This window comes from Dechloromonas sp. H13 (genome assembly GCF_009469615.1).
Lineage (GTDB): Bacteria > Pseudomonadota > Gammaproteobacteria > Burkholderiales > Rhodocyclaceae > Azonexus.
Window position 1 is genome coordinate 59,241 of the sequence record NZ_SSXX01000005.1, and the last position, 20,461, is coordinate 79,701.

Genomic DNA, 20,461 nt, shown 5'->3' on the forward strand with positions numbered 1-20,461 from the left:
GTTGGCAGGAAGATGTCATGCAGGTGTCAGACCCGGATTATTGCATCCGGCGCCCGTCACAGCCAGAAAATCGTCCTCGAAAGGAAACAAAAAAAACGGGCACCCGAAGGTGCCCGAAGGGAGAGAGACTGAAAATCCCGTGCTTAGTGGTGGTAGGCGGTTTCGCCGTGGGAGGTGAGGTCGAGACCTTCGCGCTCCTCGTCTTCCGGCACACGCAGGCCGATGACGATATCCACCAGCTTGTAGGCGACGATGGAGACGACGCCCGACCAGACGACGACGGTACCGACGCCCCACAGCTGGGAAATGACTTGCGTGGTCATGTCGAAGTCACCGACCTTGTTGGCCACGTAGTCATAGACGCCCGTGCCGCCGAGGGCCGGATCGACGAAGACGCCGGTCAGGATGGCGCCGAGGATGCCGCCGACGCCATGGACGCCGAAGACGTCGAGCGAGTCGTCCGCACCGAGCAGCTTCTTCAGGCCATTGACGCCCCACAGGCAGACGATGCCCGCCAGCAGGCCGATGACGATGGCACCCATGACACCGACGAAGCCGGCAGCCGGAGTGATCGCCACGAGGCCGGCGACAGCGCCGGAAGCGGCACCCAGCATCGAGGGCTTACCCTTGATGATCCATTCGGCGAACATCCAGGACAGTGCCGCGCAAGCGGTAGCCAGCCAGGTATTGACCATGGCCAGGGCAGCGCCGCCGGAAGCCTCGAGGGCGGAACCGGCGTTGAAGCCGAACCAGCCGAACCACAGCAGGGAGGCACCGATCATCGTGAAGGTCAGGGAGTGCGGGGCCATGGCGACGTTGCCCAGACCGGTACGCTTGCCGACCATGTAGGCACCGACCAGACCGGCGATGGCTGCGTTGATATGCACGACGGTACCGCCGGCAAAGTCGAGCGCACCCTTCTGGAACAGGAAGCCGGCGGTCTTGCCGGCCGCTTCAGCCGCGGCGGCGTCGGTGTAGGCGTCCGGGCCCGCCCAGTACCAGACCATGTGCGCCATCGGGATGTAGGACAGCGTGAACCAGATCACCATGAAGACGAGGATGGCGGAGAACTTGGCACGCTCGGCGAAGGCGCCGACGATCAGGCCGCAGGTGATGGCCGCGAAGGCGCCCTGGAAGATCACGAAGGCCAGTTCGGAGATGACCACGCCCTTGGAGAAGGTCGCGCCCACCGATTCCGGCGTCACACCCTTCAGGAAGAGCTTGTCGAGGACTCCGAAGAACTCGTTGCCCTCGGTGAACGCCGCCGAGTAGCCATAGACCACCCAGAGCACGGTAATCATCGAGAAGACGACGAAGACCTGCATGAGCACCGACAACATGTTCTTCGAACGGACCAGACCGCCGTAGAACAGCGCCAGGCCGGGGATCGACATCAGGATGACGAGCGCGGCGCTCATCATGACCCAGGCGTTGTCGCCCTTGTTGGGAACCAGCGCCGGCGCAGCTTCGGCCGGTGCGGCGGCATCGGCCGCGGCGGGTGCCGCCGCAGCAGCCGCGGCCGCAGGCGCGGTGGCCGCCGGAGCCGCGGGAGCGGCCTTTTCCTCCGCCCAGGCCGGTGCGCCGAAGGCGACCGCGCCGACCAGGGCCAGCAATGCAAATACGCGTTTCATGTTGCGCTCCTTACAGGGCATCGGTACCGGTTTCGCCGGTACGGATACGAATGACTTGTTCGAGGTCGAAGACGAAGATCTTGCCGTCGCCGATCTTGCCGGTGCTGGCGGATTTCTCGATGGCTTCGATGACCTGGTCGATCTGGTCGGCCTTCACTGCGGCTTCGATCTTGACCTTGGGCAGGAAATCGACGACATATTCGGCGCCCCGATACAACTCGGTGTGCCCTTTCTGCCGGCCGAAACCTTTCACTTCAGTGACCGTGACGCCCTGCACGCCGATGGCGGACAAGGCTTCACGCACTTCGTCAAGCTTGAACGGCTTGATGATGGCGGTTACGAATTTCATGGCTAGTTCCCCAAAAGAATTGACATTGGCACTTCCCCGCTGGCGCCGGCCGGGTCACCGGCGGGGAAGGTTCAGGCTGGATTAGAAGGTCTTGGACACGGAGATCACACCAATACCGCGGCCGGCATCCTTGGTCTTCGAGCCCAGGCCGCCGTTGGCGTTGAGGGAATTGGAGAAGCAGTAGAACTCGGCGCTGCCGCAATCACCCTTGGCATTGGTATCGATATAGGCGAGACCGACCACCCAGCCGCTGAAGTCCTTGGTCACGCCCAGTTTCCAGTCGGTGTAGCTGATGTCGTCGCTGCCGGTGGTGCCGGCATACTTGTACTTCGAGGCGTACAGGTGGCCGACGTGGGCCTGGATGCCCCAGCCGTCGCCCAGATCGTAGTTGGCCGACAGGTCGAGATAGCTGGTGCCCTTGGAGTCCGGCAGGCTGAAGTAGTCGGTGATCGCGTAGTTGTACTTCAGCGAGATGAATTTCCAGCTGGCGCCGATGTAGAGTTCGCCGTTATGGACGGTACCGCTGGACGAGGCGCCCAGATCCTTGGAGTTCGTGTAGGACAGCGGGCTGGCATTGGAACCCGGGTAGTAGTAATAGATACCGCCGAGGTCGAGGCCGAAGTCGCCAAAGCTCTTCTTCCAGCCGCCGTAGAAGTCCATTTCCAGGTTGCCTTCCGGGAAGCCGGCGCCGGAGGAAACGTTGGAGTTCCAGTTACCGACGTAGATGCCGCTCTCGTGCGAGTAATCGATACCACCCTGGAGGGCCGGCTTGCCGAAGGTCTGGTCGATACCACGGAAACGATAGCTCGAGGCAATGGTCATGTTGCCGGTCAAGGTGTGCGGGCCCGCCGGTTCGGCGGCCGGGGGGGCGCCCGTTGCGTCGGACGACGACGTTTGGGCGTAAGCCGGAACGGCAAAGGCGCCAGCCAAGGCCAAGGCGATCAGGGACTTCTTCATGGTGTCTCTCCTGCAGTCAAGGTAAAAAAAGAAAAAGAAAATTGTGCAGCACAGCATTAGCAGAACCCGTGCCAGGCAATTTTTTTGATTCAAATCATGGGATTGATCCCAGGGTGGCAAGCCATGCACCAAGGCGGCGCACCAAACAGGTGCGGTTACACATTGTTACGCACCACGGGCGGGCGGTCTGACCAAAATGGGGCCGACCGGCGCTGTGATACACTCGAAAGCCACGGAGGAACCCCATGCTCGACCCGAAAACACTCGAAGATATCGGCAACAAGATGAGCTCCCTGCTCGCCAATTCGCCGGCCAAGGATTTTGAAAAAAATGCCAAGGCGGTCGTGAGCGGCCTGCTGGCCAAGCTCGATCTGGTCACCCGCGAGGAATTCGACATTCAGGCGCAGGTGCTGGCGCGCACCCGCGAGAAGCTGAAGGAACTCGAAGCCCGCGTCGAGGCGCTGGAAAAGGCCCGCGCGGGCCAGTAGGCGGCCATGGCGCTCGCCGTCGCGCACAGCCGGGGGCTGGACGGCCTGCAGGCGCCCCCGGTGCTGGTCGAAGCCCACCTGGCCAGCGGCCTGCCGGCGTTCACGCTGGTCGGCCTTCCCGATACCGAAGTCAAGGAAGCGCGTGACCGGGTGCGCGCCGCGATCGTCAATTCCGGCTTCGAATTCCCGCAGAAGCGCATCACCGTCAATCTGGCGCCGGCCGACCTGCCCAAGGAATCCGGGCGCTTCGACCTGCCGATCGCCCTCGGCATCCTGGCTGCCAGCGGCCAGATTCCGGCGCCGGCGCTGGATGCCTGCGAGTTTGCCGGCGAACTGTCGCTGTCCGGCGAACTGCGTCCGGTGCGCGGCGCGCTGGCCATGGTCCTGCAGTCGGCAGCCAACGGCAAGGCCTTCATCCTGCCCGAGGCCAGCGCCCGCGAAGCGGCGCTGACCGGCAGCGAGAACATCTACTCGGCGCGCTCCCTGCTCGAAGTGTGCGCTCACCTTGGCGGCCAGCAGCTGCTGCCGCGGCCGGCTGCGGTCGACTTCGAAAATCAGCCGGTTTTCGCCGACCTCGGCGAGGTACGCGGCCAGAGCCAGGCCAAGCGGGCGCTCGAGATCGCCGCCGCCGGCAACCACTCGCTGCTGATGATCGGCCCGCCGGGTTCCGGCAAGTCGATGCTCGCCGCCCGCCTGCCCGGGCTGATGCCGGCGCTCGATGTCGAGGCGGCCAAGGCGTCGGCCGCCGTGCTGTCGCTGGTCGGGCAGTTCCGCCCCGAACGCTTCGGCCAGCGCCCCTATCGTGCACCGCACCATACGGCGTCGGCGGTCGCCCTGGTCGGCGGCGGCAACCCGCCGCGCCCCGGCGAGATCTCGCTGGCGCACCAGGGCGTCGTGTTCCTCGACGAACTGCCGGAATTCGATCGCAAGGTGCTCGAGACCCTGCGCGAGCCGCTCGAATCGGGGCGTATCCACATCGCCCGCGCCGCCCGCCATGCCGAGTTCCCGGCCGAATTCCAGCTGGTCGCGGCGATGAATCCCTGCCCCTGCGGCTTCAGCGGCCACAGCAACGGCAAGTGCCGGTGCACCCCGGACCAGATCGCCCGTTACCGCGGCAAGCTCTCCGGCCCCTTCCTCGACCGCATCGATCTGCTGATCGAAGTTCCCGCCCTGCCGGCCGAGGCGCTCGCCGGGAAGGGCGACGGCGAATCGTCGGCGACGGTACGCGGACGAGTAGTGGCCGCGCAGGCGCTGCAACGGGCGCGCCAGCAAAAGCCGAACGCCCGGCTCAGCGCCGCCGAGGTCGACGTCCATTGCATGCCCGACGCCGCCGGCGCCGGCCTGCTCAGGCAGGCGAGCCAGCGGCTGGACCTCTCGGCGCGCGCCTGGCACCGCATCCTCAAGGTCGCGCGCACCGTCGCCGACCTCGCCGACAGCCCCACCGTCGGCGCCGCCCATGTTGCCGAGGCCATCCAGTACCGGCGCCTCTCCGGTGGCTGAAGGGAAGGCGCCGTCAACCCGCGCCATCGCCTTGCTGCTGGCGTCGATGGCGGCGCTCGGTCCGTTCTCGATCGACACCTACCTGCCGTCCTTCCATGAAATCGGCGCCACCCTCGGGGCCACGCCGCTCGAGGTCCAGCAGACCCTCTCCGCCTATCTCGCGGCCTTCGCCGCGATGACGTTGTGGCATGGCGCACTGTCCGACCGCTTCGGCCGCCGGCGCATCATTCTCCTGGCCCTCGCGCTGTTCGCCGCCGCCTCGGCCGGCTGCGCCTTCGCCACCCGCATCGAACAGCTCTGGTTCTGGCGGGCGATGCAGGGCGTCACGGCGGGCGCCGGCATCGTCATCAGCCGCGCCATCGTGCGCGACCTGTTCGACGGTGCCGCGGCGCAACGCCTGATGTCGCAGATCACCATGATGTTCGCCCTGGCGCCGGCCATCGCGCCGGTGATCGGCGGCTGGCTGCAGACCCTGTTCGGCTGGCGCTCGGTTTTTGCCTTCCTGGTGCTGTCGACCGCAGCACTCTGGCTGGCCTGCTGGAAGCTGCTACCGGAAACCCTGCCGCCGGAGCGGCGACAATCCCTGCGGCCCGCCTATCTTGGGCGCACCTACTGGAAGGTGATGACTTCGCCGCCCTTCCTGCTCGCCTGCGCCGCCCTCTCACTCAATTTCGCCGGCTTCTTCATCTACGTGCTGTCGGCGCCGGTGTTCCTGATGCGGCATCTCGGCATCCACGAAACCGGGTTTCTCTGGCTGTTCGGCCCGGCCATGGCCGGACTGATGAGCGGATCGTGGCTTTCCGGGCGCCTGGCCGGAAAGGTCGCGCGCGGGCGCACCATCGCCCTCGGCTACCTGGTGATGGGCAGCGCCGCGCTCGCCAATCTGGGTCTCAACCTGACCCTACCGCCGGCCCTGCCGTGGAGCGTCATGCCGCTGTGCGCGTACACCCTGGGCATGTCGCTGGCGATGCCCACCCTGACCCTCTACGCCCTCGACCCCTTTCCGGCGCAGCGCGGGCTGGCCGCTTCCTGCCAGACCTTCTTCCAGTCCGGCTTCAACAGCCTGGCGGCCGCCCTGATCGCGCCGCTGCTCTGGGGCTCGACGCTGACCCTGGCCCTCGGCATGGCCGGCCTGATGACGCTCGGCGGTCTGGCCGCCGGCGCCCACCAGAAGCTACGACTGCTGCCACGGTAGCCCGCGGTGGCGCCAGCCGCCCAAGGTGCTGCGGTGAAATTCGTCATCGAGCGGCCCCTCGAAGCCCTCGAGCACGTTGATCACCGCGGCGAAGCCGGCGGCTTCCAGCGCCTCGCCGGCATAGACCGAGCGGTGGCCGCTGCGACAGATCAGCAACACCGGACGCTCCAGGTCGCCACCGACCAGCCACTTCACCTTGTCGGCGAATTCGGGGTCGATTTCCCAGTCCGGCGCCTCCTGCCAGGCGACGTGCTCGGCGCCGACCGGGTGGCCGACGTACATGTGCTCGACTTCCGTCCGGCAATCGACCAGCAGCGCCCGCGGATGCGCCTGCAGGAAGGCATGGGCGGCGACGGGATCGAGATGTTGCATGGTCATATCCGTAAATCAGGGGATACCGATATTATGGAAGCAAGCGCGGAATGGCGTAAACTCCGGGCATGAAATCAGGCAACTGGATCACCGCCGCCGTCGCGGCCATCGCCGCCATCCTCCCCGGCTGCGACAACCTCGTCCTGCAGGACATCAAGCCGGGCGTCACGAGCGCCGCCGAGGTGCGCGCCCGAATGGGCAATCCCGGGTTCGAGTTCCGCAACGACGACGGCAGCGTGACCTGGGAATTCACCCGCCAGCCGAGCGGCGTGCATTGCTACATGATCACCTTTGGCCCCGACCAGATCGTGCGGACGGTCGACCAGGTGCTGAACGAGGCCAACTACGCCCGGGTCCAGCCGGGCATGGACCGCGACCGGATCCGCCGCCTGCTCGGCCAGCCGGCGCGCGTCGAAACCTTCGCCAACCTGCGCGAGGAAGTCTGGGAATGGCGGATCGAGGGCATTCCGCACAACGAGGAAACCTATTTCAACGTCTTCTTCGACACCGGCAGCGGGCTGGTCACCAAGGCCGGCAAACGTGTCGCGATGAAAGCCTAGACAAATCAAGGCGCTTGGCAGCCGGCGGCGCGGACAGTAAACTAGGCCCCCTGCCGAGGAGCGCTGCGACCCTTTTCATGCCCACCCGTGAATTTCGGGGCCAGGCTCGGCAACGATCAACGGCGCTCGCAAACCCTGCCGGTTTGTGACGCCGTTTGCTTTTTGCGGCGTCTCCGGCGCACGTTTGTCTTGCCGAGGTAATCATGATGCAGCCCGACCGCTCCGCCGAACTCCAATCCCTCCTGCAGCAGCGCCTGCTCGTCCTCGACGGCGCCATGGGCACGATGATCCAGCGCCGCGGGCTGCTCGAGGCCGACTACCGCGGCGAACGCTTCGCCGACCACCCGCACGACCTCAAGGGCAACAACGACCTGCTGGTGCTGACCCGGCCCGACGTCATCGGCGACATCCACCGCGAGTACCTGGAAGCCGGCGCCGACATCCTGGAAACCTGCACCTTCAACTCGACCGCCGTCTCGCAGGCCGACTACAACCTGACCGAGATCGTTTACGAGCTGAACTTCGAGGGCGCCGCGCTGGCCCGCCGGCTGTGCGACGAATTCACCGCCGCCAACCCGGGCAAGCCGCGCTTCGTCGCCGGCGTCCTCGGCCCGACCAGCCGCACGGCGTCGATCTCGCCGGACGTCAACGACCCCGGCTACCGCAACGTCAGTTTTGACGAGCTGGTCGCCAACTACTTCGAGGCGATCACCGGGCTGGTCGAGGGCGGCGCCGACATCCTGCTGGTCGAGACGGTATTCGACACGCTGAACGCCAAGGCTGCGCTGTTCGCCCTTGAGACCTTCTTCGAGCGCACCGGCCGCCGCTGGCCGGTGATGATCTCCGGCACCATCACCGACGCTTCCGGCCGCACGCTCTCCGGGCAGACCGCCGAAGCCTTCTGGAATTCGCTGAACCACATCCGGCCGCTGTCCTTCGGCCTCAACTGCGCGCTCGGCGCCAAGGAGCTGCGCCAGTACGTCGAGGAACTCTCGCGCGTCTGCGACTGCTTCGTCTCGGCCCACCCCAACGCCGGCCTGCCCAACGCCTTCGGCGGCTACGACGAGACGCCCGAGATGCTGGCCGACGAGATCGGGAGCTGGGCGCAGACCGGCATCGTCAACATCGTCGGCGGCTGCTGCGGCACCGCGCCCGAGCACATCGCGGCGATCGCCGAGCGGGTCGCTGCGGTCGACCCGCGAAAAGTGCCGGAAATCGAGCGGAAACTGCGCCTGTCCGGACTGGAACCGTTCAACGTCGGCGCCGATTCGCTCTACGTGAACGTCGGCGAACGGACCAACGTCACCGGCTCCAAGGCCTTCGCCCGGATGATCCTCGAAGGCCGCTTCGACGACGCGCTGGCCGTCGCCCGCCAGCAGGTCGACAACGGCGCCCAGGTCATCGACATCAACATGGACGAGGCGATGCTCGATTCGCTCGCCGCGATGGACCGCTTCCTCAAGCTCATCGCCTCCGAGCCGGACATCTCCCGGGTGCCGATCATGATCGACTCGTCGAAATGGGACGTCATCGAGGCCGGCCTCAAGTGCATCCAGGGCAAGGGCATCGTCAATTCGATCTCGATGAAGGAAGGCGAGGCCAAGTTCCTCGAACAGGCCCGCCTCGCCCGCCGCTACGGCGCCGCGGTCATCGTCATGGCCTTCGACGAGCAGGGCCAGGCCGACACCTTCGCCCGCAAGACCGAAATCTGCCGGCGCGCCTACGACCTGCTGACCGGCATCGGCTTCCCGGCCGAGGACATCATCTTCGATCCCAACATCTTCGCCATCGCCACCGGCATTCCCGAGCACGACAACTACGCCGTCGATTTCATCGAGGCGACGCGCTGGATCAAGCAGAACCTGCCGCACGCCCACGTTTCCGGCGGCGTTTCCAACGTTTCCTTCAGCTTCCGCGGCAACGACCCGGTGCGCGAGGCGATCCACACCGTCTTCCTCTACCACGCGATCCGCGCCGGCATGACCATGGGCATCGTCAACGCCGGCATGCTCGGCGTCTATGACGACCTCGAAGCGACGCTGCGCGGGAAGGTCGAGGACGTCGTGCTGAACAGGAATCCCGGCGCCGGCGAGGCGCTGGTCGAGTTCGCGCAAACGGTCAAGGAAGGCAAGTCCAGGGACAGCGGCCCCGATCTTTCGTGGCGCGAGAAATCCGTCGAGAAACGGCTGGAACATGCGCTGATCAAGGGCATCACCGATTTCGTCGTCGCCGATACCGAAGAGGTGCGCGCCAAACTGGAAAGCGAAGGCAAGCCACCGCTCGCCGTCATCGAAGGCCCGCTGATGGCCGGCATGAACCACGTCGGCGACCTATTCGGCGCCGGCAAGATGTTCCTGCCGCAGGTGGTCAAGTCGGCCCGTGTCATGAAGCAGGCGGTCGCCCACCTGCTACCCTTCATCGAAGCCGAAAAATCGCGCACCGGCCTCGGCTCCAAGGGCAAGATCCTGATGGCCACGGTCAAGGGCGACGTGCACGACATCGGCAAGAACATCGTCGGCGTCGTCCTCGGCTGCAACGGCTACGACGTCATCGACCTCGGCGTCATGGTGTCCTGCGAGAACATCCTGCACGCCGCGCGCGAACACAGGGTGGACATCATCGGCCTCTCCGGCCTGATCACCCCGTCGCTCGAGGAAATGTCGCATGTCGCCGGCGAGATGCAGCGCCAGGGCATGGAGCAGCCGCTGCTGATCGGCGGCGCCACCACCAGCCGCGCCCACACGGCGATCAAGATCGCGCCCAATTACGAGGGCGCCGTCGTCTACGTGCCCGACGCCTCGCGCGCCGTCGGCGTCGCCACCAAGCTGCTCTCGGCCGACCAGCGCGACGCCTACAAGCAGGAAATCGTCGCCGAATACGCCGGCGTCCGCGCCGAGCACGCCGGGCGCAGGGGCGCCACGCTGGTTTCGCTGGCCGAAGCGCGCGCCAACCGTTTCACGTGGAACCAGCCCTATGCCCCGGTCATCCCGAACCAGCTCGGGCTGCTGGCGATCACGCTCGAACTCGAGGACCTCGCCCTCTTCATCGACTGGTCGCCCTTCTTCCAGAGCTGGGACCTGGCCGGCCGCTACCCGGCCATCCTGGAAAACGAAACGGTCGGCGAAACCGCCCGCCAGTTGTTCGCTGACGCCAAGGCCATGCTGGCCCGGATCGTCGGCGAAAACTGGCTGACCGCCCGCGCCGTCTTCGGCCTCTACCCGGCGCGTGGTGAGAACGAGGACATCGTCATCTACGGCGACGAGGAACGGACGCGCGAACTGGCCCGCTGGGTCGGCCTGCGCCAGCAGCACAAGCAGCCCAAGGGCCGCTTCAACCTGGCGCTCGCCGATTTCGTCGGCGAGCGCGACTACGTCGGCGCCTTCGCGGTGACCGCCGGCCTCGGCATCGAAAGCCGGATCGCCGAATTCGAGGCGGCGCACGACGACTACTCGGCAATCATGCTCAAGGCCCTCGCCGACCGTCTCGCCGAGGCCGCCGCCGAATGGCTGCACCTGCGCGTGCGCACCCACTACTGGGGCTACGCCGGCGACGAGAACCTGGACAACGACGCGCTGATCGCCGAGCAATACAAGGGCATCCGCCCCGCCCCCGGCTACCCGGCCTGCCCGGACCATACCGCCAAGCGCGACCTGTTCGCCCTGCTCGACGCCCCCGGCAACGCCGGCATGGGACTTACCGAATCCTGCGCCATGACGCCGGCCGCATCCGTCTCGGGCTTCTACATCGGCCACCCGGCGGCGCAGTATTTCGCCATCCCCAAGATCGGCCACGATCAGCTCGCGGACTGGGCCGCGCGCAAGGGCATGAGCCTCACGGACGCCGAATACTGGCTGGCGCCGTTGCTGTGATCCTGCGGCACGGCGTCGATCTCGCGGCGCGCCACACCCTCGCCCTGCCGGGCCGGGCGGCGCGCTTTGCCAGCATCGACGACGCCGCGCAACTCACCGCCCCGGAACTGCGCGAAACGCCACGCTTCGTCCTCGGCGGCGGCAGCAACTTGGTACTGAACGGCGATTTCGACGGGCTGGTGGTGCACATGGCCATTCCCGGCAGACGCCTGCTCACGGAGGATGCCGATGCCTGGTACGTCGCGGCCGGTGCCGGCGAGAACTGGCACGATTTCGTGCAATGGACGCTGGCGCAGGGCTGGCCGGGGCTGGAAAACCTGAGCCTGATTCCCGGCACGGTGGGCGCCGCGCCGATCCAGAACATCGGCGCCTACGGACTGGAAATCGCCGAACGATTCCATTCCCTGACCGCCTGGGATTTTGAAAAACAGGCATTTTTCACCGTCGACCGCGACGCATGCCGGTTCGCCTACCGCGACAGCATGTTCAAGCAGGAAGGCTGGCATCTCAACGGGCGCGTGGCGATCACCGCCGTCGTCTTCCGCCTGCCCAAAGCGTGGACGGCCAACCTGCGCTACGCCGACGTCGCCCAGGAACTGGCCGCCCAACGGATCGCCGCGCCGACGCCGCGCGACATCGCCGACGCCATCGTCGCCATCCGCCGGCGCAAATTGCCGGACCCGGCGACGACGCCGAACGCCGGCAGCTTCTTCCACAACCCGGTGGTCGACGCCGCCCGGGCAGCCGCGCTGGCCGCCGCGCATCCGGGCCTGCCGCGCTATCCGCAGGCCGACGGCCGCGTCAAGCTGGCGGCCGGCTGGCTGATCGAACAGGCCGGCTGGAAGGGCAGGAATCTCGGCCCGGTCGGCATGTACGAAAAGCAGGCGCTGGTGCTGGTCAATTGCGGCGGGGCGACGGGCGCCGACGTCCGGCGGACGATGGCGGCGGTTCAGGCGGCGGTGCGCGACAAGTTCGCCGTCGACCTCACGCCCGAACCGATATTCCTGTAGGGCGCGCGACGGCTACCCGCTGCCTCGTCACTTCGTCCCGACCGCCAGGCAGGCGGCGATGCCGGTCGCCACGGCATCGGCCATGCGTGCCTGGCGATCGCCATCGAGCAGTTCCAGCTCCTCCTCGCGGTGCTTGATGACGCCGGCCTCGAACAGCACGGCCGGAAAGGTCGCCTTGTGCAGGACGACCAGGTTGTCGTAGAACCAGACGCCGTTGTCGGCATCGGCCGGCTGGTGCTTGCGCCCGTGCCAGGGCGTCGGCACGAAGCCGGTGCGGCGCAGCCGGGCGCCGATCGCCGAGGCGCAGCGCAGGCTGCCGGCGAGGTCGGGGTTGCGCCGCGAGACGAAGATGCCGAAGCCGCGCTTGAGCGTCGTATGGCTCAGTTCCTCGCCGTCCCAATCCCAGAACTGCAGGTATTCCGGGCTGATCGAGTCATGGTGGACGGAAATGAGGAAGTCGCTGCCGCGCGCCTGCGCCGGGCGCTCGGCCAGGCTGCCGATGGCGCCGGCGAAATTGACCTCGAGGACGCCCAGCCTTTCGGCGCGCAGGGCGGCGGCCAGCAAGCGGGCAAAATCGAGGTTGTACGCAAATTCGCTGCGTCCGCGCGCGCTGCTGGCCCCGGGATCGGCGAGCGTGTGGCCGACATCGACGGCCACCTGCGGCGCCGCCAGGGCCGTTGCGGTCGACGCCCAGAAACAGGCGGAAATCAACAGGCGCAGAAATTCCATGCCGGGATTATCGCCGCCAATTAAACTGGCGGCTTGTCCTCCCGGAAAATCGATCATGCGTCTCCATCCCCTCCTCCTCCTTCCGCTCATCGCCGCCCTGTCGCCGACCGTCGTGGCCCAGGAAAAAAGCGGCGCCGAGGTCTATCAGGCCGTCTGCATCGAGTGCCACGGCAGCGGCAAGGAGAACGCCCCGCGTTTCGGCGATGCCAAGGCCTGGGGCAAGCTGGTCCGCGAGGGGCTGAACGACCTGGTGCCGGCCGCCCTTCGCGGCGTGCGCAAGATGCCGGCGATGGGCGGCAACCCGCAGCTGAGCGATCTCGAGGTGGCGCGCGCCGTCGTCCATATGGCCAACGCCGGTGGCGGCAAGTTTGCCGAACCAAGCGCGGCCGACGCCGCCCGCTGGCGCAAGAAGGCCGACGCCCGCCGCAAGGGCTGACCCGGCGCCGGTCGCGGGCCCGCCCGAGGCGCGTTTCCGGTAACCGCCCGGACGGCGCGGGCCGGCAATTGGCCCGAGATTCGCCCTAGAAATCCGCCGCCGCTTCCCAGACGATGTTGGCCTGCGCGTCGCCCCTGGCCGAACGCTCCAGCATGTCGATCAGCGGCCAAGCGCGCGGGCCGAGCGCCACCGGCGGCTCGCCCCCCTCGTCCACTTCCTCCGCCTGAGCGCCGCTTTCGCCGCGCGCGACGGCGGCGCGCAACAGCTGCGCGGCGGGCAGCATCTCGTCGCGGGTGAAGGTGCCGCGCCGCGTCGTCTCCTTGCCGACCGCCCGTAACAGGGTGCCGGCCACGTCGGCGAACATCATCAGCTCACCGGTTTCGCTCGATAGGAATTTGACCAACATGGAATGCTCCTCCGCCTTGTCCGTGCCTCAGGTTGTCAGACTGCCCGCGCATCATGCAGAATGGTTGCAGGAGAGTCCGCCTATGACGACCAATATTAACGCCAATCCCCTGGAGTCGGGGAACGATGAACTCGAACGCTACGCGCTGGAGGAATGTCTCAAGCGCCAGCGGGTGGATCACCGCACCTCGGTGCTGATCATCCCGGCCAGCCGCTGCGAACTGGCCAGGCGCTTCGCCCAGCTGGAGGCTCGCGTCGTGCTCGGCGACGACCCGGCGCGCAAGCAGGAAATCGAGGGGCGCATCGTCGCCGCCGGAATCGGCAACGAAGTCAGCTTCCTTCCCTGCACGCTCGACCAGCTGCCCGCCGAACTGCCGGGCGAGCCGTTCGACATCATCATGGTGCGCCGCGGCCTGTGCGCCCTGCGCTACGAGCACGCGCGCGCGGTCATCCGCCAGCTGCTGCTCAAGCTGCGCATCGGCGGCAAGCTCTATGTGTCGATCCACGGCCTGCATTCGGAACTCGGCGACGGCTATCCCGGCCACGAGCAGCACAGCAGCGACCGCTACGCCCCGCTCGCCCCGGCGATGGCCAAGAAATACGGCATCACCGGGCCGGTCTGCCTGTACACCGAGCGCAACCTCTTCATGCTGCTGCTCGAAGCCGGCGGCAGCGTGCTGCGCACCATGACCACCACCTACGGCAACGTGAAGGGCGTGGCGGTCCGCGTTTGAGCCGCCTGCGCATCGGCGTCGACCTTGGCGGCACCAAGATCGAGGTCATCGCCCTCGCGGCGGACGGCCGGGAACTGCTGCGCCGCCGGCTGCCGACGCCGCAGGGCGACTACGTGGCGACCATCGCCGCCGTCGCCGGGTTGGTCAAAGCTGCTGAAAGCGAACTCGGCCGGCGCGGCTCGGTCGGCATCGGCATCCCCGGTGCCGAATCGCGGGCGAGCGGCCTGATCAAGAACGCCAACTCGACCTGCCTGATCGGCCGCCCGCTCCGCACCGACCTCGAAGCGCTGCTGCAGCGCGAGGTGCGCCTGGCCAACGACGCCAACTGCTTCACCCTGTCGGAAGCCGCCGACGGCGCCGGGCGCGGCGCCGAGGTAGTCTTCGGCGTCATCCTCGGCACCGGCGTCGGCGGCGGCATCGTCGCCCATGGTCACATCCTCGCCGGCGCCAACGCCATCGCCGGCGAATGGGGACACAACCCGCTGCCGTTGCCGCAAGCCGCCGACCTGCCGTTGCCCGCCTGCTATTGCGGGCGCCGCGGCTGCATCGAAACCTACCTGTGCGGGCCGGCACTAACCCGCGACCATGCCCAGCAGACCGGCGAAACCCTCGATCCGGCAGAAATCGACCAGCGCGCCAGCGCCGGCGACGCCACCTGCGAGGCTACCCTGCAACGCTACGAGGCGCGCCTCGGTCGCGCCCTGGCCGGCGTCATCAACCTGCTCGACCCGCAGGTCATCGTCCTCGGCGGCGGTCTGTCGAACCTGCAGCGCCTCTACCGCAACCTGCCGGCCTGTTGCGGTCCACACGTTTTTTCGGACGTTTTCTACACAAGAATCGTCCCGCCGGCACATGGGGATTCCTCGGGGGTGCGCGGCGCGGCATGGCTGTGGGATTGATGGCAAAATCACGCGACCATGAACCGCATTTCCCTCTTCATCGGCGGCATTGCTCCGCTCCCCGACAGCGGGCGCCCGACCGGCATGTTCAAGCATCCCGTCCGCGCCGCGCTGCAGCTCGGCCCGGAAGGCTTTTCCGGTGACGAACAGGCCGACCGGCGCGTCCACGGCGGCCCGGAAAAGGCCGTCCATCTCTATCCGGCCGCCCACTACGCGCGCCTCGCCGAGAAGTTTCCGGAAGCCGCCGCGCAGCTGCTGCCCGGCAGCCTCGGGGAAAACATTTCCAGTCCCGCACTCGATGAAACCCAGGTTCGCATCGGCGACATCTTCCAGCTTGGCGCGACCCGACTGCAGGTCTGCCAGCCGCGCAGCCCGTGCTGGAAGATCGACGACCGTTTTGGCTGTGATGGCATGGCCGCCCATATTGCCGAGCAGCGCCTGACGGGCTGGTATTTCCGTGTCCTGCAGCCGGGAACGGTAACCCCGGAGGCCAGTCTGGATCTCGTCGAAACCGCCGCCGACGCCCCCACCCTCGCCGCCGCGATGGCGCTCTGGGCCACGCACCGGCCGGCCCCGGCCGCGCTCCGGCAACTGGCCGCCACACCGGGCATCGCTGCCGGCTGGCAACGCAAGATCGTCGACCGCCTCGCCTGGCTGGAAAAGCAGGACGGCCAGGAATCACCGCCGCCGCCGGCGTTCCACGTGAAACCGGAGGCCGGGAAATGACACTCGACAACCGTCAGTTGTGGCTGCGCCTGTTCCTGCCCTTCGCCGCCGGCTATTTCCTGTCCTACCTCTACCGCACGGCGAACGCCGTCATCGGCCCGGTGCTGGCGCGCGACCTCGGCCTCGGCGACAACGCGCTGGGCCTGCTGACCAGTACCTATTTCCTCGCCTTCGGTGCGGCCCAGTTGCCGCTCGGGATGCTGCTCGACCGCTTCGGCCCGCGCCGCGTCGAGGCCGCGCTGCTGCTGATCGCCGCCGCCGGTGCCGCTGCCTTCGCCTGGTCCGATACGCTGACCGGCCTCGCCGTCGGCCGCGCGCTGATCGGCCTCGGCGTCTCGGCCTGCCTGATGGCCTCGTTCAAGGCCTTCTCGCAATGGTTCCCGCCCGAGCGCCAGGCTTCGCTGACCGGCTGGATCATGGCCTCGGGCGGCCTCGGCGCCCTCGCCGCCTCGAAGCCGCTGGAACTGGCGCTCGGCTTCGCCGGCTGGCGCGAGATCATGCTGGGGCTGGCGGTGACCACGCTGCTGGTCGCCACCGCCTTGTGGTGGTTCGTGCCGGACAAGGAAGGCCCCAAAGGCGCCGGATTTGCCGAACAACTGGCCGGCGTCCACCAGGTGTTCACCAGCCGCAATTTCTGGCGCTACGCGCCGATGGGTTTCTGGATGACCGGCGGCTTCATGGCCGTACAGGGCCTGTGGGCGACGCGCTGGATGAGTGTCATCGAACACCTCGACCGCACCGCCATCGCCGCCCGCCTGACCTGGATCAGCAGCGCCATGCTCGCCGGCTTCCTGTTCATGGGCTTCTTCGCCGCCGCTCTGGTGCGGCGCGGGGTCAAGCTCGAGCATGTCTATCTCGGTGCCATGCTGGCCGCCATCGTCAGCCTGGCCGGGCTAACCCTGCTTCCCGGGTACGGTAGCGACTGGCTGTGGCCGGTGCTCGGCGCCTGTTTCTCGCTGTCCAACATCGCCTATTCGCTGGTCGCGCAAACCTTCCCGCCAGCCTTGTCGGGGCGCGCCAACACAGCGCTCAACCTGCTCGTCTTCGCCGGCGCCTTCGGCCTGCAATGGGGCTTCGGCGCCCTCGTCGACCTGCTCCAGGCTGCCGGCTGGGCCGCCGAGGTTGCTTACCGGACCGGCTTCCTGACGCTGCTGGCCGGCCAGGTCGCCGCCTTCGCCTGGTTGTTCATCTCCGGTCGACGCCAATAAAACGGCAAAATCAGAACTCCAGCGGATCGACCTCAAGGTGCCAGCGCAGTTTTGACGGCGCCTTGATGCCCTCGATGGCTTCCCGCCAGCGCGGCAGGAAGGCCTGCAGGGCCGGGCGCGACGGCGACTCAGCGAGCAGCTGGCCGCGCTCGAGACTGGCGAGGCGCGAGAGTTTCATCGGCACCGGGTCGTAAAGGACGACGTTCGGGTGTTCCTGGACCACCGGCAAGGCGCAGGCGGTGGTGAGAAAGGCGATGGCATCGGCCATCTCCGGCGCCTCGGCGCGCAACATAGCCTGGAAGGCATAGGGCGGAAAGCCGGCCTGTTCGCGTTCCTTGAGCAACGCGGCGGCAAAGCCCGGGTAGTCGTGGGCGGCCAGCGCCGCGTACAGCGGGTGATCCGGGTACTCGGTCTGGATCAGCACCTCGCCTTTCAGTTCGGCGCGCCCGGCGCGTCCGGCAACCTGCATCAGTTGGGCGAACAGGCGTTCCGGTGCCCGCCAGTCGGCGGCGAACAGCGCAGCATCGGCACCGAGCACGCCGACCAACGTCAGTTTCGGGAAATCGTGGCCCTTGGCCAGCATCTGCGTGCCGACCAGGATGTCCGCCTCGCCGCCGTGGATGCGTTCGAGCATCGCTTCCCACTGCTTACGGCTTTTCACCGAATCGCGGTCGACGCGCAGGATGCGCGCTTCCGGGAACTGTTCCTGCAGCCAGACCTCGACCCGCTGCGTGCCGCGGCCGAAGGGATGGATGTCCTGGTTGCCGCAGGTCGGGCAGGCTTGCGGCACGCGATTCTCGAAACCGCAGTGGTGGCAGCGCAGGCGGCGCTCCGCCAGATGCAGCACCAGGTTGGCGGCGCAGCGCTGGCAGCGCGACACCCAGCCGCAGGCCGGGCACGCCAGCACCGGCGCATAACCGCGACGGTTGAGGAATACCAGGCTCTGCTCGCCGCGCGCCAGGCGTTCCCTGATGGCGGCGAGCAGCGGTTCGCTGACGCCCTCCCTGAGCACGGTTTTGCGGGTATCCAGCAGGTTGACCGCAGGCAGCACGGCAGCCGGATTGGCCCGCTCGCGCAGGCAGGCCAGGCGATAGCGCCCGCCCTGCGCGTTGGCCCAGGATTCCAGGGCCGGCGTCGCCGAACCGAGGACGACCGGAATGCCATGCTGGCGTGCGCGAAAGACCGCGACATCGCGCGCCGAATAGCGCATCCCGTCCTGCTGCTTGAACGACGTGTCGTGTTCCTCGTCGACGATGATCAGCCCGAGGCGCGGCAGCGGCGCGAAAATGGCCAGGCGCGTGCCGAGGACGATGCTGGCCTCGCCGGCGAAGGCGGCCAGCCAGTTGCGTTCGCGCGCCGCCTCGGCCAGCTCGCTATGCAGCGAGACGACGCCAGCCTCGGGAAAACGCGCCCGCACCCGGCTTTCGAGCTGCGGCGTCAGGTTGATTTCGGGAACCAACAGCAGCGCCTGCCTGCCTGCCGCCAGCGTGCGCTCGACCAAGCGCAGGTAAACCTCGGTCTTGCCGCTGCCGGTGACGCCATGCAGCAGATGGGTGGCGAAGCCGTCCTGCACGGCGATGGTGGCGAGCACCGCAGCCTGCGCCGCGGTAAGCTCGGGGGCCGCCGCCGGCGGCGGCGGACGCACCGCCCGCCCCTGGCGGCGGAGCACCGGGGCCACACGCTTGAGACCGGCAGGCAAGGCCTGCATGACCACTTCGCCGAGCGGTGCCTGATAGTAAGTGCTCGCAAATTCGCAAAGGCCGAAGAAATCGGCGGGCAATGCCGGCAGGTCGCGCAGGATTTCGCCGGCCGCTTTCAGCTGCTCCGGCGGCCACTCGCTGGCAACGGCGACCTCGACGATGACGCCGACCCGCTCGCCGCGCCCGAACGGCACCCGCACGCGATAACCGACATCCGCGGTCGACGCGTCGGCGGCGACATAATCGAACAGGCGATGCAGCGGCAGGTCGAGGGCGACGCGGAGAACAGGCATGGCCGGCTTCTGGAAATGCCGCCCAACCCCGATAAATCAGGGTTTTTCGGCTTGTCCACAAATCCTGTGGATAACTTTGTGGATTGCTTTTGGACGAATCAGCTAAGTAACGATGGCGAAAGGCTTTTGTTACTTTGCCGAAATATTAGGCAATTCGACAAACACAATCAAATCAACAACTTGAACAAAACGCGAACTGTCAAGAGCGGGTTTGGAATTTTTTTTGTGCAGGAAACGACGTTCTGTGCATAACCGCCGTTTCCCACCCGCCTTTTGGCGCCCTATCGGCGCAACAGGCGGCTATGCGAGCGCACCGCCTCGACCAGCGCCGTCACGTGGTCGGGCGGCGTGAATTGCGAAATGCCGTGGCCAAGGTTGAAGACATGGCCGGTGTTGGCCGGGCCGAAGCTGTCGAGCACCTTGCGGGCTTCGGCGGCGACGACCTCGGGTTGCGCGAACAGCACGTTGGGGTCGAGGTTGCCCTGCAGCGCCACCTTGTCGCCGACCCGGCGGCGCGCTTCGCCGATGTCGATGGTCCAGTCGAGACCGACCGCGTCGCAGCCGATCGCCGCGATCTTCTCCAGCCACAGGCCGCCGTTCTTGGTGAACACGATGCTCGGGATGCGCTGGCCGTCCCTTTCCTTCCTGAGGCCGGCGACGATGCGCTGCATGTAGGCCAGCGAGAATTCCTCGTAGGCCGCTGCCGACAGGGAACCGCCCCAGGTGTCGAAGATCATCACGGCCTGGGCGCCGCTGTCGATCTGGGCGTTGAGATAGCTGGTCACCGAATCGGCGGTCACCGACAGGATGCGGTGCAGAAGGTCCGGCCGGTTGTAGAGCATCGCCTTGATGTGGCGGAAGTCGCTCGACCCCTGGCCCTCGACCATGTAGCAGGCCAGCGTGTAGGGGCTGCCGGAGAAGCCGATCAGCGGTACCGAGTTGTCCAGCGCACGGCGGATCTCGGCGACGGCGTCCATCACGTAGCGCAGGTGATCGTAGGGATCGGGCGCGGTGAGGTCGTTGATCGCCCATTCCTCGCGCAGCGGGCGCTCGAAACGCGGCCCCTCGCCTTCCGCGAAATAGAGCCCGAGGCCCATCGCGTCCGGCACGGTGAGGATGTCGGAGAACAGGATGGCGGCATCGAGGTCGTAGCGGGCCAGCGGCTGCAGCGTGACCTCGCAGGCGAGCGACGGCGACTTGCACAGGTTGAGGAAGTTGTCCGCCCGCTTGCGCGTCTCGCAATACTCCGGCAGGTAGCGGCCGGCCTGGCGCATCAGCCAGAGCGGGGTGTAGTCGGTCGGCTCCTTCAGCAGGGCGCGCAGGAAGGTATCGTTCTTGGGTCGGCTCACGTCGGACTCCGCCAGAAAAATCGCAAAGGTGGGATTATCCGCCTTTCCGGG

At 67.2% G+C, this 20,461-nt stretch carries 19 protein-coding genes and 1 riboswitch; of the genes, 11 read left to right on the forward strand and 8 right to left on the reverse strand.

Translation table 11 applies throughout. The features are described from left to right. Positions 1-143 precede the first annotated feature (143 nt). From GH660_RS12225 to GH660_RS12235, 3 genes are all read right to left on the reverse strand, one after another. Complete coding sequence (locus GH660_RS12225) at positions 144-1,631, reverse strand: ammonium transporter (RefSeq protein WP_153146956.1); 1,488 nt, start codon at positions 1,629-1,631, stop codon at positions 144-146. Between the two features lie 10 nt (positions 1,632-1,641). Continuing rightward, a complete protein-coding gene (gene glnK / locus GH660_RS12230; RefSeq protein ID WP_153146957.1) occupies positions 1,642-1,980 on the reverse strand; it encodes a P-II family nitrogen regulator in 339 nt (112 codons plus the stop codon). A gap of 81 nt (positions 1,981-2,061) precedes the next feature. After that, positions 2,062-2,937, reverse strand: a complete 876-nt coding sequence (locus tag GH660_RS12235) for a TorF family putative porin (protein ID WP_153146958.1) — start codon at positions 2,935-2,937, stop codon at positions 2,062-2,064. A gap of 245 nt (positions 2,938-3,182) precedes the next feature. On the opposite strand from GH660_RS12235, the gene GH660_RS12240 reads away from it, so the two are divergent. Genes GH660_RS12240 through GH660_RS12250 form a run of 3 tightly spaced genes read left to right on the forward strand, consistent with a single transcriptional unit; the run spans position 3,183 to position 6,120 of the window. Next, a complete protein-coding gene (locus GH660_RS12240; protein ID WP_153146959.1) occupies positions 3,183-3,425 on the forward strand; it encodes an accessory factor UbiK family protein in 243 nt (80 codons plus the stop codon). Positions 3,426-3,431: 6 nt separating this feature from the next. After that, on the forward strand, positions 3,432-4,925 hold the full coding sequence (locus GH660_RS12245; protein ID WP_153146960.1) for a YifB family Mg chelatase-like AAA ATPase: 1,494 nt from the start codon (positions 3,432-3,434) through the stop codon (positions 4,923-4,925). Next, on the forward strand, positions 4,918-6,120 hold the full coding sequence (locus GH660_RS12250; protein ID WP_228276480.1) for a multidrug effflux MFS transporter: 1,203 nt from the start codon (positions 4,918-4,920) through the stop codon (positions 6,118-6,120). The genes GH660_RS12245 and GH660_RS12250 overlap by 8 nt, the downstream gene beginning before the upstream one ends. Here the strand turns inward: GH660_RS12250 and GH660_RS12255 are convergent. After that, positions 6,100-6,492 (reverse strand): rhodanese-like domain-containing protein, encoded by a 393-nt coding sequence (locus GH660_RS12255; RefSeq protein ID WP_153146962.1) that lies wholly within the window; start codon positions 6,490-6,492, stop codon positions 6,100-6,102. The genes GH660_RS12250 and GH660_RS12255 overlap by 21 nt on opposite strands. Before the next feature lie 68 nt (positions 6,493-6,560). Here GH660_RS12255 and bamE point away from each other — a divergent pair, with 68 nt between their 5' ends. The 3 genes from bamE (at position 6,561) to murB (ending at position 11,931) form a co-directional block, all read left to right on the forward strand. Next, the gene (bamE, locus tag GH660_RS12260) at positions 6,561-7,052 is read left to right on the forward strand and encodes an outer membrane protein assembly factor BamE (RefSeq protein WP_153146963.1); all 492 of its coding nucleotides are present in this window, start codon (positions 6,561-6,563) and stop codon (positions 7,050-7,052) included. Between the two features lie 49 nt (positions 7,053-7,101). Further along, a riboswitch (S-adenosyl-L-homocysteine riboswitch) is annotated at positions 7,102-7,187 on the forward strand. Positions 7,188-7,258: 71 nt separating this feature from the next. Then, a complete protein-coding gene (gene metH, locus GH660_RS12265; protein ID WP_153147134.1) occupies positions 7,259-10,921 on the forward strand; it encodes a methionine synthase in 3,663 nt (1,220 codons plus the stop codon). Then, positions 10,918-11,931: a UDP-N-acetylmuramate dehydrogenase gene (gene murB, locus GH660_RS12270; RefSeq protein WP_228276481.1), complete on the forward strand. Its 1,014-nt coding sequence runs from the start codon at positions 10,918-10,920 to the stop codon at positions 11,929-11,931. Before metH ends, murB begins: the two co-directional genes overlap by 4 nt. A gap of 27 nt (positions 11,932-11,958) precedes the next feature. Here murB and GH660_RS12275 read toward each other — a convergent pair whose 3' ends face one another. After that, on the reverse strand, positions 11,959-12,660 hold the full coding sequence (locus GH660_RS12275) for an N-acetylmuramoyl-L-alanine amidase (protein ID WP_153146964.1): 702 nt from the start codon (positions 12,658-12,660) through the stop codon (positions 11,959-11,961). Positions 12,661-12,715: 55 nt separating this feature from the next. Between GH660_RS12275 and GH660_RS12280 the strand changes: the two genes are divergently transcribed. Then, entirely contained in the window at positions 12,716-13,096 is a 381-nt protein-coding gene (locus GH660_RS12280; protein ID WP_194266311.1) for a cytochrome c5 family protein, read from the forward strand. 85 nt (positions 13,097-13,181) lie between these two features. Here the strand turns inward: GH660_RS12280 and GH660_RS12285 are convergent, their stop codons facing one another. Continuing rightward, positions 13,182-13,502, reverse strand: a complete 321-nt coding sequence (locus GH660_RS12285; protein WP_153146966.1) for a DUF1840 domain-containing protein — start codon at positions 13,500-13,502, stop codon at positions 13,182-13,184. A gap of 82 nt (positions 13,503-13,584) precedes the next feature. Between GH660_RS12285 and GH660_RS12290 the strand changes: the two genes are divergently transcribed. The 4 genes from GH660_RS12290 to GH660_RS12305 are packed head-to-tail and all read left to right on the forward strand — an operon-like array spanning position 13,585 to position 17,068. Beyond that, the gene (locus GH660_RS12290) at positions 13,585-14,235 is read left to right on the forward strand and encodes a class I SAM-dependent methyltransferase (protein WP_153146967.1); all 651 of its coding nucleotides are present in this window, start codon (positions 13,585-13,587) and stop codon (positions 14,233-14,235) included. A gap of 5 nt (positions 14,236-14,240) precedes the next feature. Beyond that, the gene (locus tag GH660_RS12295) at positions 14,241-15,134 is read left to right on the forward strand and encodes an ROK family protein (protein WP_153147136.1); all 894 of its coding nucleotides are present in this window, start codon (positions 14,241-14,243) and stop codon (positions 15,132-15,134) included. An 18-nt stretch (positions 15,135-15,152) separates the two neighbouring features. Next, a complete protein-coding gene (locus GH660_RS12300; RefSeq protein WP_153146968.1) occupies positions 15,153-15,860 on the forward strand; it encodes an MOSC domain-containing protein in 708 nt (235 codons plus the stop codon). After that, complete coding sequence (locus GH660_RS12305) at positions 15,857-17,068, forward strand: nitrate/nitrite transporter (RefSeq protein WP_153146969.1); 1,212 nt, start codon at positions 15,857-15,859, stop codon at positions 17,066-17,068. The genes GH660_RS12300 and GH660_RS12305 overlap by 4 nt, the downstream gene beginning before the upstream one ends. A 10-nt stretch (positions 17,069-17,078) precedes the next feature. On the opposite strand, the gene GH660_RS12310 is transcribed toward GH660_RS12305, so the two are convergent. Together GH660_RS12310 and hemE are read right to left on the reverse strand one after the other, a co-directional pair. Continuing rightward, the gene (locus tag GH660_RS12310) at positions 17,079-19,061 is read right to left on the reverse strand and encodes a primosomal protein N' (RefSeq protein WP_153146970.1); all 1,983 of its coding nucleotides are present in this window, start codon (positions 19,059-19,061) and stop codon (positions 17,079-17,081) included. A 281-nt stretch (positions 19,062-19,342) separates the two neighbouring features. Next, positions 19,343-20,410, reverse strand: a complete 1,068-nt coding sequence (gene hemE, locus GH660_RS12315; RefSeq protein ID WP_153146971.1) for a uroporphyrinogen decarboxylase — start codon at positions 20,408-20,410, stop codon at positions 19,343-19,345. Positions 20,411-20,461 lie beyond the last annotated feature (51 nt).

What these genes read in the sequence shown, in the direction of transcription:
- GH660_RS12310 (WP_153146970.1), bottom strand. Translation starts at nt 19,061, where the DNA reads ATGCCTGTTCTCCGCGTCGCCCTCGACCTGCCGCTGCATCGCCTGTTC.
- GH660_RS12280 (WP_194266311.1), top strand. Translation starts at nt 12,716, where the DNA reads ATGCGTCTCCATCCCCTCCTCCTCCTTCCGCTCATCGCCGCCCTGTCG.
- GH660_RS12235 (WP_153146958.1), bottom strand. Translation starts at nt 2,937, where the DNA reads ATGAAGAAGTCCCTGATCGCCTTGGCCTTGGCTGGCGCCTTTGCCGTT.
- GH660_RS12245 (WP_153146960.1), top strand. Translation starts at nt 3,432, where the DNA reads ATGGCGCTCGCCGTCGCGCACAGCCGGGGGCTGGACGGCCTGCAGGCG.
- GH660_RS12290 (WP_153146967.1), top strand. Translation starts at nt 13,585, where the DNA reads ATGACGACCAATATTAACGCCAATCCCCTGGAGTCGGGGAACGATGAA.
- metH (WP_153147134.1), top strand. Translation starts at nt 7,259, where the DNA reads ATGCAGCCCGACCGCTCCGCCGAACTCCAATCCCTCCTGCAGCAGCGC.
- GH660_RS12300 (WP_153146968.1), top strand. Translation starts at nt 15,153, where the DNA reads ATGAACCGCATTTCCCTCTTCATCGGCGGCATTGCTCCGCTCCCCGAC.
- GH660_RS12225 (WP_153146956.1), bottom strand. Translation starts at nt 1,631, where the DNA reads ATGAAACGCGTATTTGCATTGCTGGCCCTGGTCGGCGCGGTCGCCTTC.
- bamE (WP_153146963.1), top strand. Translation starts at nt 6,561, where the DNA reads ATGAAATCAGGCAACTGGATCACCGCCGCCGTCGCGGCCATCGCCGCC.
- glnK (WP_153146957.1), bottom strand. Translation starts at nt 1,980, where the DNA reads ATGAAATTCGTAACCGCCATCATCAAGCCGTTCAAGCTTGACGAAGTG.
- GH660_RS12305 (WP_153146969.1), top strand. Translation starts at nt 15,857, where the DNA reads ATGACACTCGACAACCGTCAGTTGTGGCTGCGCCTGTTCCTGCCCTTC.
- GH660_RS12255 (WP_153146962.1), bottom strand. Translation starts at nt 6,492, where the DNA reads ATGCAACATCTCGATCCCGTCGCCGCCCATGCCTTCCTGCAGGCGCAT.
- GH660_RS12285 (WP_153146966.1), bottom strand. Translation starts at nt 13,502, where the DNA reads ATGTTGGTCAAATTCCTATCGAGCGAAACCGGTGAGCTGATGATGTTC.
- GH660_RS12275 (WP_153146964.1), bottom strand. Translation starts at nt 12,660, where the DNA reads ATGGAATTTCTGCGCCTGTTGATTTCCGCCTGTTTCTGGGCGTCGACC.
- GH660_RS12240 (WP_153146959.1), top strand. Translation starts at nt 3,183, where the DNA reads ATGCTCGACCCGAAAACACTCGAAGATATCGGCAACAAGATGAGCTCC.